General features: G+C 75.6%; 9 protein-coding genes and 5 tRNA genes. 5 read left to right on the top strand and 9 right to left on the bottom strand.

Annotated features, from left to right (window positions below; genetic code table 11):
* Nucleotides 1–116: 116 nt before the first annotated feature.
* The 6 genes from LPA54_RS42725 to LPA54_RS29035 all read right to left on the bottom strand — a co-directional run bounded on the left by LPA54_RS42725 (nt 117) and on the right by LPA54_RS29035 (nt 5,810).
* On the bottom strand, nt 117–1,379 hold the full coding sequence (locus tag LPA54_RS42725; RefSeq protein WP_228983262.1) for a PP2C family protein-serine/threonine phosphatase: 1,263 nt from the start codon (nt 1,377–1,379) through the stop codon (nt 117–119).
* A 167-nt stretch (nt 1,380–1,546) separates the two neighbouring features.
* Nucleotides 1,547–1,620: transfer RNA gene (locus LPA54_RS29015), tRNA-Met, on the bottom strand.
* Between the two features lie 238 nt (nt 1,621–1,858).
* Nucleotides 1,859–1,931 (bottom strand) — tRNA-Lys (locus LPA54_RS29020).
* A gap of 154 nt (nt 1,932–2,085) precedes the next feature.
* Entirely contained in the window at nt 2,086–4,395 is a 2,310-nt protein-coding gene (locus tag LPA54_RS29025) for a DEAD/DEAH box helicase (protein ID WP_228983266.1), read from the bottom strand.
* Between the two features lie 370 nt (nt 4,396–4,765).
* Nucleotides 4,766–5,377, bottom strand: a complete 612-nt coding sequence (locus LPA54_RS29030) for a hypothetical protein (protein WP_228983269.1) — start codon at nt 5,375–5,377, stop codon at nt 4,766–4,768.
* A gap of 82 nt (nt 5,378–5,459) precedes the next feature.
* Entirely contained in the window at nt 5,460–5,810 is a 351-nt protein-coding gene (locus LPA54_RS29035) for a metallopeptidase family protein (protein WP_228983271.1), read from the bottom strand.
* Between the two features lie 68 nt (nt 5,811–5,878).
* Here LPA54_RS29035 and LPA54_RS29040 point away from each other — a divergent pair, with 68 nt between their 5' ends.
* The 5 genes from LPA54_RS29040 to LPA54_RS29060 all read left to right on the top strand — a co-directional run bounded on the left by LPA54_RS29040 (nt 5,879) and on the right by LPA54_RS29060 (nt 8,299).
* Entirely contained in the window at nt 5,879–7,579 is a 1,701-nt protein-coding gene (locus LPA54_RS29040; protein WP_228983275.1) for a metallophosphoesterase, read from the top strand.
* A 162-nt stretch (nt 7,580–7,741) separates the two neighbouring features.
* Nucleotides 7,742–7,814: transfer RNA gene (locus LPA54_RS29045), tRNA-Glu, on the top strand.
* Between the two features lie 39 nt (nt 7,815–7,853).
* Nucleotides 7,854–7,928: transfer RNA gene (locus tag LPA54_RS29050), tRNA-Asp, on the top strand.
* Between the two features lie 22 nt (nt 7,929–7,950).
* Nucleotides 7,951–8,027 (top strand) — tRNA-Phe (locus LPA54_RS29055).
* Nucleotides 8,028–8,134: 107 nt separating this feature from the next.
* Nucleotides 8,135–8,299, top strand: coding sequence for a hypothetical protein (locus LPA54_RS29060; protein ID WP_228983280.1), 165 nt, complete (start codon nt 8,135–8,137; stop codon nt 8,297–8,299).
* Nucleotides 8,300–8,368: 69 nt separating this feature from the next.
* Here LPA54_RS29060 and LPA54_RS29065 read toward each other — a convergent pair whose 3' ends face one another.
* The 3 genes from LPA54_RS29065 to LPA54_RS29075 all read right to left on the bottom strand — a co-directional run bounded on the left by LPA54_RS29065 (nt 8,369) and on the right by LPA54_RS29075 (nt 10,644).
* Nucleotides 8,369–9,193: a cytochrome c biogenesis CcdA family protein gene (locus LPA54_RS29065; RefSeq protein ID WP_228983282.1), complete on the bottom strand. Its 825-nt coding sequence runs from the start codon at nt 9,191–9,193 to the stop codon at nt 8,369–8,371.
* Entirely contained in the window at nt 9,190–9,948 is a 759-nt protein-coding gene (locus LPA54_RS29070) for a thioredoxin domain-containing protein (RefSeq protein WP_228983372.1), read from the bottom strand. Before LPA54_RS29070 ends, LPA54_RS29065 begins: the two co-directional genes overlap by 4 nt.
* Before the next feature lie 123 nt (nt 9,949–10,071).
* Nucleotides 10,072–10,644 carry a hypothetical protein gene (locus LPA54_RS29075; RefSeq protein WP_228983291.1) on the bottom strand — a complete coding sequence of 191 codons (573 nt, stop codon included), beginning with the start codon at nt 10,642–10,644 and terminating at the stop codon, nt 10,072–10,074.
* Nucleotides 10,645–10,648 lie beyond the last annotated feature (4 nt).

The following is a 10,648-nucleotide window of genomic DNA, read 5'->3' on the forward strand; positions in this document are numbered from 1 at the left end:
GCTCACCGCGCGGACCAAGTCCCCTATAAACAGACATTCCCCGCCGAATTGACGCGGTATCAGCGCACTTCGCCCCCCGCGCCCCACCTCACGACTTTCTGACGGTTTGTCAATTGTTATCGCCGTGCTGTCCCCCGCTCACGGTCCGTGCCCGTCGGGCGGGTGACCGCGAGCAGCGCCATGTCGTCGTCGGCACCGCCGCCCGTGTACCGCCGAACGTCCTCGACGAGCCCGTCCAGCAGCTCCCCCGGCCCCGGGAAGGCCCGCCCCGCCAGCCACGCGGCCGGGTCGTAGAACACGCCCGCCGCGTCCCGCGCCTCGCTGAGGCCGTCCGTGTGGAACAGCAGCGTCGAGCCGGGCGGGTACGGCGCCGTGTACGCCCGGTCCGGCCAGGCGCCCAGCTCCCCCATGCCGAGCGGCAGCGCCGGCTCCGGCGGCTCCAGCGCGGCCACCCGGCCGTCCGCCTCCAGCAGCAGGGGTTCGGGGTGGCCGCGGTTGACCACCCGTACCGTCCCGTCGCCGCGCGGGATCTCGGCGAGCACGGCCGTCGTGAACCCTTCCACGGCGTCCAGACCGTCCCGGCGGGTCCCCTCCCGGGCGAGCGCCCGTTCCAGCCGCTGCGCCACCGCCTCCAGCGAGGACTCCTGCTCGGCGGCCTCCCGGAACGCCCCGATGAGGATCGCCACGGCCTCCACCGCGCCCAGGCCCTTGCCCCGCACGTCTCCCACGAGGAGCCGGACGCCGTACGGGGTGTCCTGTACGGCGAACAGGTCACCGCCGATGGACGCGTCGGCCTGCGCCGCCTCGTAGCGCGCCGCCACCCGCAGCCCGCCGATGCGTGCGGCGGGTACCGGCAGCACGGCCCGCTGCGCCGTCTCCGCGATCACCCGCGCCGAGGCGAGCCGCTCGCCGCTGCGCCTCACGAGCCGGTTGATGAGCAGGGCGAGCCCGTCGACCGTGACGACGGTGACCAGCTCGGTCAGGGTGGGGACGCCGGCCAGGGGCTTCTCCACCAGGTGCGGCGCGATCACCGCGAGGACGGCGCACACCGCGACGACGACGGTCGCGCGCCGGGTGTAGAGCGGTGCGGCGATGAGCGGCGCGGCGACGAAGAAGGGGACGCCCGTGAAGGGCGGCGGGGTCGCGATGTCGTACGCCGCTCCCCCGACGAGCAGCAGCGCGGGCAGCCCCCGCACGACCCGGCGGAGCACCCCGCCGGCCTCGGCCCCGCCGTACTGCGCGGCGCCGTCGTCCCCCGAGGCTCCCGGCCCGCCCGCGCCGGCGCCACCCCGGGCGCCGCCACCGGTGTGCCGACCATCGGCCCGCGCGCCACCGGCCGGCCCGTCGCCGCCCTCGCCGTACCCCGCTCGCTGCCCCACCACCCCAGGCTGGCCGCAGCCGCCCGCCCCGGCGACCCGCGGTCGGCCGACCGGGCGAGGACGGCGGGCGCACCGGCCCGCGCCACGACGGGCGGGCAGGCGAACGGAGGGAGGGACGGGAAAACACCGAAGGCCCGGTGCTGTAAGCACCGGGCCTTCGGTTTCAGTAGCGGGGACAGGATTTGAACCTGCGACCTCTGGGTTATGAGCCCAGCGAGCTACCGAGCTGCTCCACCCCGCGTCGATGAACACAACCTTACGCCATCCCGGGGACCACCGTTGACCATTTCGCGTGTTCGGCGCCAGAAAGCTGAAGAAATTCCCGGTTCGCCGCCACCGGCCCCCCACCGGACGGCCTTCACCAGCCCCGCGGCGCCCGGACGGGGGTGCGGCCAGGGCCCCGGACGCACGAATGCCCCGGCCGGGGGAACCGACCGGGGCACCGACCCCCGCGGCGAACCGCGGGGGTTCGCGACCGGTAGGCCCTGTGGGACTCGAACCCACAACCAACGGATTAAAAGTCCGCTGCTCTGCCAATTGAGCTAAGGGCCCTCGACGGGGTCATCCCCGAGCATAGCCCGCCGGGGCCGGTGAGCCGATCGGGTATCGGCACAACACCCTCGTACGGCGGGTCCCGGAACGGGAACGGGCCCGTACGCGGCACTCGGGGTGTCGCGTACGGGCCCGTCCGGCGCCCTACGGGGCGTCAGCCGTTGCGCTTCCAGCGGGGCTTGTCGTCACGGCGCCCGAAGGAGGAGGAGCCGGAGCTCGAGCCGCCGCGGTCGTCACGGCGCCCGTAGGGGCGCTCGTGGCCGCCGGAGCGGAAGCCGCCGCCCGAGGGGCGGTCGTCGCGGCGGTCGCGGTTGAACGGGCGGTCGCTGCCGCGGTGGCCGCCGGCGGGACGGTCGTCGCGGCGCTCGTCGCGGCGGAAGCCACCCGAGGCGGGGCGGTCGTTGTCACGGCGGAAGCCACCGGACGCCGGACGGTCGTTGTCACGACGGAACCCACCCGAGGCGGGGCGGTCGTTGTCACGGCGGAAGCCACCGGACGCCGGACGGTCGTTGTCACGACGGAACCCACCCGAGGCCGGACGGTCGTTGTCACGGCGGAACCCGCCGGACGCCGGACGGTCGTTGTCGCGACGGAAGCCGCCGCGGTCGTTGTCCCGGCGCTCGAAGGAACGGCCGCCGCGGTCGTCACGGTCGCGGTTGAAGCCACCCCGGTCGTCCCGGCGGTCGTTGTCGCGGCGGAAGCCACCCGACGGGCGGTCGTTGTCACGACGGAACCCACCCGAGGGGCGGTCGTTGTCCCGGCGGTAGCCACCGCGGTCCTCGCGGTCGCGGCGCTCGAAGTTGCCCCGCTCGTCGCGACGGTCCCGGCGCTCGTACGAGGACGAGCGGTCGTCACGCGCGTCGCGGGAGTCCCGCTCGGCCTGGGCCGGGACGGCGGCGACGGCGGCCTGCACCTCGGCCTCGGCGGCCTCGGTCACCTCGGCGACGGCGGCCTCCGGGTCCTCGCCCCGCTCGCGCGCGGCGCGGGCGACCAGGCGGTCGGCCTCCTCGCGGAGCTCGGCGGCGCGGCGCTGCATGCGCTCCAGCTGCTGGGCGAGGTCGGCGACCTCGCGCTCGGCCTGCTTGGCGGCGTTGTTCGCGGAGTCGGCCTGCACCTCGGTCAGGGACCGGGCGCCGGTGATCTCGGCGACCTCCGGGTCGAACGCCCCGGCGCCGCCCACGATGTGGCGCGAGGCGTCGACGCCCGCGTCCTCCATGAGGCGGAAGATCTGGCGGCGCTGGTGCGGCAGGGCGAGCGAGACGACGACGCCGGACTTGCCCGCGCGGGCGGTACGGCCCGAGCGGTGCAGGTAGTCCTTGTGGTCGCCGGCCGGGTCGACGTTCAGCACCAGGTCGATGCCGTCGACGTGGATGCCGCGCGCGGCGACGTCGGTGGCGACGAGGGCGTTGACGTAGCCCTTCTTGAAGTCCTCCAGGACGCGCGTGCGGGCGCCCTGGGTCATGCCGCCGTGCAGGGCGTCGGCCTTGACGCCGGTGTCCTGCAGCTGCTCGGCGATGCGGTCGGCGCCCAGCTGGGTGCGGACGAAGATGATCGTGCGGCCCTTGCGGGCGGCGATCGCGGCGGTGACGGGCGCCTTGTCCTTCGGCTTCACGACGAGGACGTGGTGGGACATGGTCGAGACGTTGCCCTGCGCGCTGTCGACCTCGTGCGTGACGGGGTTCGTCAGGTAGCGCTTGACCAGGGTGGAGATCTCGTTCTCCATGGTGGCGGAGAAGAGCATGCGCTGGCCGCCGCCGGGGATCTGGTCGAGCAGCTCGGTGACCTCGGGCAGGAAGCCCAGGTCCGACATCTGGTCGGCCTCGTCGAGGACGGCGATCCGCACGGCCTCCAGCGAGCAGGCGCCGCGGTTGATGATGTCGCGCAGGCGGCCCGGGGTGGCGACGAGGACGTCGACGCCGCGCTCCAGGGCGTAGATCTGGTTGCCCATGGAGGTGCCGCCGCAGACGACCTTCATCTTCAGGCCGAGGACGTCGCCGTACGGCTGGAGGGCGTCGGCGACCTGCATCGCCAGCTCACGGGTCGGCGTGAGGATGATCGCGCGGGGCTTCTTCTTCTCGGTGGTGCCGCCGGCCAGCGAGGCCAGGGTCGGCAGACCGAAGGAGAGGGTCTTGCCGGAGCCGGTGCGGCCGCGGCCGAGGATGTCCTTGCCGGCCAGGGCGTCCGGGATGGTCGCGGCCTGGATCGGGAAGGGGGTGGTCACGCCGTTCTGGGCGAGCTTGCGGACGACGCCCTCGGGGAGGCCGAGGTCGGCGAAGGTGACGGTGGGCTCGTCGGTGACCGTCTCGTCGGCGGTCGCGTCGGCGACGGCCTCGGGGGTCTCCTCGACGGTCTCCTCGACCGCGTCCCGCTCGTCGGCGGCGACGACCTGCGCGTCGGTCACCGCGGTGTCGTCGGCGGGGTTCTCGGTCGTGGGCAGAACGGTGTCAGTGCTGGAAATGGACATGCGAAATGCGAAACCTTCCGGAGTCTCGGCACGCGCCCGTCAACTCCGTGTTTCGCTGCTTAGCAAATCGACCGCCTCGATGCGGTCAGCCACGGCAAGGGAGAGAGTACGCGCCACACGCGGCGCTCTTCGGTCGTGGCGCCGGGCAAATGGGATCAAACGATCTACCACCATACGCACCTTCCCCCACTCAGCGCAAGCCCGGCTTCGCCGGGGCCGCCCACGGCCCCCTTCCGAGCCGCCCCCCGGGCCCCCGTACCGCCCCTGCCCGGGCCCCCGCGCCCGGGTCCCGCCCAGGCTTCGACCGGCCCGCCCCACGGCCCCGCCCCACGCCCACGGGCCCACTCCGCCGCGTCCCGGGTGGCGCCGCTCACGCCGGGGCGACCTGTGGGGACGCGGCCGGCTGCGTCCACCGCGCCGCGGACCGGTCCGCGCGGTGCATCGCCTCGGTGCGGGTCTCGGCGGACGGTGACGCGGTGGGCGGCTCCGACGGTTCGGGCGCGGGCGGCTCGGCGGACGGCGACGGGGTGGGCGTCGGCTCCGGCGGCGTGTCGGGCTCGGACGACGTCGGGGGAGGTCCGCTCGGCCCCGTACCGCCGCCGGTGCCGCCCGTGCCGCCGCCGGGGCGGGGGCCGTCCGGCGGCTCGGCGCCGTGGCCGCCGCCGGGCCGGCCGCTCGGCGCGGGGCTCGCGGAGGGCGCGGCGGAGGCGGACGGTGCCCGCGAGGGGCGGGTGGTGTCGGCCGCGCCGTCGTCGGGCGCGTCGCCGTCGCCGGACCCCCGGCGCGGCCCGTGGGGCCCGCCCGGGACGGTGACCCCGCTGTCCGCCTCGGCCGCGGCCGCCCCGGAGGGGTCCACCGACTCGGTCGGCCGGGGCCGCGAGCCGTCGTCGGAGACGCTCATGCAGCCGCTGACGGAGCCGGCGGAGGCCACCACCGCCACGGCGGTGACGGCCCATCGGACGGGGGCGGGCAGCTGGCGCACGGGGGCACCTCCAGGGCGGGGACGGGGTTTCCCTGCCCAACTCCCGGTTGCCCGCGGGGGACACGCCCGCGCGACGGGTCGGTCAGCCGTACCCCAGTTCGTGCAGCCGGGCGTCGTCGATGCCGAAGTGGTGGGCGATCTCGTGGACGACGGTGATCTCCGTCTCGGCGACCACGTCCTCGCGCGAGTCGCACATCCGCAGGGTCGGCCCCCGGTAGATCGTGATCCGGTCGGGCAGCACGCCGGCGTACCACTCGCCCCGGTCGGTGAGCGGCGTCCCCTCGTACAGGCCGAGCAGGTCGGGGTCGTCCGCGGACGGCTCGTCCTCCACGAACACGGCGACGTTGTCCATCAGCCGGGTGAGTTCCGGTGGGATCCGGTCGAGCGCCTCGGCCACCAGTTCCTCGAACTCCTCGCGCGTCATCTCCAGCACTCCGCCATTGTCGTGGATGCGGCGGGCGTCCGGGCATGGCCGCGCGCCCCGCAGGGCATACGGCCCCAATGGCCCGAGCCGTCGCCCGTACCCCGTACGTCCGTATCGCCCGAGCCCTGCGCCGCGTGCGCGACCGGGTGCGACCCGGCGCCCGCCCCCCTGCCCGGCCCGCGGCGCTCCCCGGGCCGGCCGGCGGCCGCCGTCCCGCGGCGCGGCGGGCCGGGCGCGCCGTCGGACTGCTGGCCGTGGTGGTCGCGGGGGCGTGGCTGGGCCTGCTGGTGGTGGGGAGCGTCCGCGCGCCGGTCGGGCCGATGGACACGAGCATGACGCTGCGCCCCTCCCTCACCGGCGGCACGAAGATCAACGTCTCGCCGCTGGGCGCCCTGGAGCTGGACTCGCACACCGGGCCGATCCGTCTCGACGTGGACGTCGACCAGCTGGACCCGGTCCGCTCGCAGGTGCTGGTCGAGCACCCCGAGCGGATCTCCGGCCTCCAGGAGAGGATCACCAGCGACGTGGCGGAGGGCACGCGGGAGCTGGCCGTCCGCTCCTGCGTGGCCGTCGTCACCGGCGCCACCGCGCTGGGGCTCGTCGTCTACCGCCGGCCCCGGCGCGCGCTCGCGGCGGGCGGTCTCGCGCTCGTGCTGCTGGCCGCGTCGGGGGCGACCGCGTACGCGACGTGGAACCCCAAGTCCGTCCTGGAGCCGCGCTTCTCCGGTCTGCTCAGCAGCGCCCCCGCGGTGGTGGGCAACGCCCGCTCGATCGTCACCGAGTTCGACGTGTACCAGAAGGAGCTGGCGCGGCTCGTCACCAACGTGACCAAGCTGTACGACGCGACGTCCACCCTCCCGACGTACCAGCCCGACCCCGCGACGATCCGGGTGCTGCACGTCTCGGACATCCACCTCAACCCGGCGGCCTGGCACATCGTCGCCTCGCTCGTGGAGCAGTACGGCATCGACCTGATCATCGACTCGGGCGACACCATGGACCACGGCAGCTCCGCCGAGAACGTCTTCCTCAACCCCGTCAGCAACCTCGGCGCGCCGTACGTGTGGGTGCGCGGCAACCACGACTCGATGGAGACCCAGAAGTACCTGGGCGGGCTGCGGAACGTGCACGTCCTGGACGGCGGGCGGGCGGTCACCGTGGCGGGGGTGCGGGTGGCGGGCGTCGGCGACCCGCAGTTCACGCCGGACCGCACGGTCGTACCGGCGGGCGACGACGCCGAGCGGGACGCCGGCCGGCGCCTGGCGGAGTCGCTGCGGGCGCAGGCGCGGGCGGGTACGCCGGTCGACGTGGCGGTCGCCCACAACCCCGTCGCCGCCCACCAGACGGACGGCGCCGTCCCGCTGGTCCTCGCGGGCCACGTGCACCGGCGCGTGAACGAGGTCCTGCCGAACGGCACCCGTCTGAAGATCGAGGGGTCGACGGGCGGCGGCGGGCTGCGCGCGGTCGAGAAGGACGAGCCGGAGCGGGTCCACGCCTCGGTCCTGTACCTGGACCGGGACACCCGGCGCCTCCAGGCGTGGGACGAGATCACGCTCGGCGGGCTGGGCCTGACCACGGCGGAGGTCGCCCGCCACGTGCCGGAGGACGCGCTGGTGGAACCGGAACCCGTCCCCGCGGCCGGCACCCCCTCCCCGGCCCCCGTCCCGGCACCCGGCGGCACCTCACCGACGCCCGGCGCCCCGTCCCCGGCACCCGGCGGCCCGTCCGCGGCGCCGTCCCGGGAACCCACCGCGGCACCGGGCGGGCCGTCGCGGTGACCCGCCCCGGCGCCCGCCCCGGCCCCGCCGCCCGGTGGCCCGCACGCCCCGCCGTCCCGCTCCCGCGCGACCCCCCGCGTAACCGTTTTGGCGAACGGTCCCCGCATCCCATATGCTTCTCACGTCCCCGACGCGCTGACGAAGCGCCCAGGCGGGCCCTTAGCCCTCATCGTCTAGTGGCCCAGGACGCCGCCCTTTCAAGGCGGTAGCACGGGTTCGAATCCCGTTGGGGGCACGCATCACCCTGTGCGAGACTGGTTCTCGCACGAAGCTTGGTCCTGTGGAGCAGTTTGGAGTGCTCGCCACCCTGTCAAGGTGGAGGCCGCGGGTTCAAATCCCGTCAGGACCGCTGCGACTCCTCGGAGTCGCGTGGCTGGGTAGCTCAGTTGGTACGAGCGTCCGCCTGAAAAGCGGAAGGTCGCCGGTTCGACCCCGGCCCCAGCCACCAGCCGAAAGGCCCCGTCTCCGGACGGGGCCTTTCGTCGTTCACCCCGACCGGTACGCCGGCCGGTACCCCGACCGGTACGCCGACGCGGTGTCGCTAGAGTCGCCCGCATGGGGGAGTACGCGAACCAGGGCCGCACGCTGCCGTGCAAGTGGTGTGACCGGCCGGTCGACCCGGGGCGGCGCTTCTTCCCGCGCCGGTACTGCAACCGCCGGCACAAGTGGAAGCACCGCTTCACCGAGCTGTTCGGCGAGGTCCTCGGCGGCGGCGCCTAGGCGCCGGTCCAGGGCCGCCGGCGCCGCCGCCCCCTCGGGACGGACGGCGCCGGGCCCCGCCGCCTCGGGTCAGACCCGCTCCCGGTGGCGGCGGCCGCGTACACCCAGTACCACCGCGACCACCGCGACGACGCCCGGCAGGAGCAGCCAGTCCGGGACCGCCCGGCCGGCGCGGGCCGCCCACTGCTCGGCCGCGAACGAGGCGTCCACCGACATCAGCCCCGGCAGCGACGTCGTGCCGTCGAAGGCCAGGAACATCGCGCCCAGCAGCACGAAGAACCCGCCCGACAGCAGCGACGTGGTGTGCAGCTCCAGCCGGCCCAGCCGTACCGGCCGGCCGCGCAACCAGCGGCGGCGCCCCAGGTCGTACCGGTCCCACAGCAGCGCCAGCACGAACAGCGGCACCGCCATGCCGAGCGCGTACACGGCCAGCAGCAGCCCGCCGTAGACGGCGCTGCCGCCCAGCGCCGCCACCGTCAGGACACTGCCGAGGATCGGGCCCGCGCAGAACCCCGCCAGGCCGTACACCAGGCCCAGCGCGTACACCGACACCGCCGACGTCGGGCGGATCCGGCCGCTCGCCTCCGCGAGGCGGCGCGGCGCGAAGCCGAAGCCCAGCACCTGGGCGACGCCCAGCGCGATGATCAGCCAGCCGCCGCCGGTGACGAGCAGGTCGCGGTTCCCCTGGAAGAAGCGCCCGGCGACGGACCCCGCGGCGCCGAGCGGCACCAGGGTCGTCGCCAGGCCCGCGTAAAAGATCCCCGTGCGGGCGATCAGCCGCGCCGCCGAGTCGACGGAGTACGCGAAGAACGCCGGCAGCAGCAGGGCGCTGCACGGGCTCAGCAGCGCCAGCAGGCCGCCGAGGAAGGCGGCCAGATAGCCGATGTCGGTCATCGGCCGGCCTTCGCCGCCGCCGCGTCGATCGCGGCCGTGAACGTCTCCAGGGGCTGCGCTCCCGCGACCGGCCGCCCGTTGATCAGGAACGAGGGCGTGGAGGCGGCGCCCAGCTCGTACCCCTCGTTCTGGTCGCGTTCGACCGCGCGCCGGGCCTCCGGGCCGTCCAGGTCGCGGGAGAAGCGGGCCACGTCGGGGACGCCGGCCTGCCGGGCCAGCTCGGCCAGCCGGTCCGCGCCGAACCCCTTCTCCTTCGCCCCCTCGGCGTACGCGGCCTTGTGGAACTGCCAGAACCTGCCCTGCTGCCCCGCCGCCCACGCGGCCCGGGCGGCGCGCTCGGACTCCTCGCCGAAGATGGGGAGGTTGCGCCACTCGATGCGCAGGACGCCCGCGTCGACGTACTTCTCGATCAACCGGGGCTCGGTGTCCCGGGCGAACTTCCCGCAGTACCCGCACCGGAAGTCGGCGTACTCGATCAGCACGACGGGCGCGTCGGCGCGGCCCAGGGCCAGCCCGTCCCGCGCGTCGCGGCGGGCGAGCTTCTCCAGCTGCGGGTGGACGCCCTCCTCAGCGCCCGCTGCCGCGGGGGCGGAGGCGGCCGAGTCGGCCGCGGCGCGGTCGTCGGGCTTGGTGGCCGTGTACGAGGCGAAGGCGAGCAGCGCGGCGGCGGCCGCGACACCGGCGCCGATGGCGTACGGCCGCACCCGGGACGGCTGCCTCGGCGACGGGGACGAAGGAGACGACGGGGACGACACGGAAGACGCGGACGGGGTCCGGGCCGGCTTCTGGGCCTTCGACGACTTCGGGGGCTTCGGGGACATGGCGGATCTCCTGCGGTGTGCGGGCGGGAAAAGGGGGACGCGGCGGCACGCCGCCGGCTACACGCGCAGGATCGACAGGTCCATCGGGGAGGGCGGGACGAGACCGGGCGGGGCCCGCCCCGGGGTGGTCCCGGCCGGCTGCCCCGCCGCGCTCCCGGCCGCGGGGACGGCCCCGCGCGCGTCGTACGGCGCGGGGAGCAGCTCGCCGGCCGACGGGCCGCGCGGCAGGGTGGCGGGGGCCAGACCGCCGTCGCCGGAGCGGGAGCCGTCGTCACAGCCGGGCGTACCGGCACCACCGGCGCCACCGGCCCCGGCGGCGTCGCGGGGGACGGCGGACCACGCGGGGGCGCCGGAGGGGCCGGGGAGGGCCGCCCGGGTCACCGCGCGGCCCGGGTGCGCCCCGGCTGCCGTCAGCGTCCCGGGCGCCCCGATCGCCGCGGGCGTCCCGGCCGCCGTCAGCGTCCCGGGCGCCCCGATCGCCGCGGGCGTCCCGGTCGCCCCGGGCATCCCGGTCGCCCCGGGCGTCCCGGCGCGCCACCCGCCGAAGCCCAGCAGGAGCCCGAGCACCGCTCCCACCAGCACCGGCACGAGCAGCGCCGGACGGCGCCGCCGGGCATCGGTACGGGGCATCGGG

This window comes from Streptomyces sp. DH12, assembly GCF_020873895.1.
In the GTDB taxonomy this organism is placed as follows: domain Bacteria; phylum Actinomycetota; class Actinomycetes; order Streptomycetales; family Streptomycetaceae; genus Streptomyces.

Bases quoted from the DNA above. Each gene is read 5' to 3' on its own strand.
- LPA54_RS29025 (WP_228983266.1), bottom strand. From the start codon at position 4,395: ATGTCCATTTCCAGCACTGACACCGTTCTGCCCACGACCGAGAACCCC.
- LPA54_RS29040 (WP_228983275.1), top strand. From the start codon at position 5,879: ATGGCCCGAGCCGTCGCCCGTACCCCGTACGTCCGTATCGCCCGAGCC.
- LPA54_RS29060 (WP_228983280.1), top strand. From the start codon at position 8,135: ATGGGGGAGTACGCGAACCAGGGCCGCACGCTGCCGTGCAAGTGGTGT.
- LPA54_RS29065 (WP_228983282.1), bottom strand. From the start codon at position 9,193: ATGACCGACATCGGCTATCTGGCCGCCTTCCTCGGCGGCCTGCTGGCG.
- LPA54_RS29075 (WP_228983291.1), bottom strand. From the start codon at position 10,644: ATGCCCCGTACCGATGCCCGGCGGCGCCGTCCGGCGCTGCTCGTGCCG.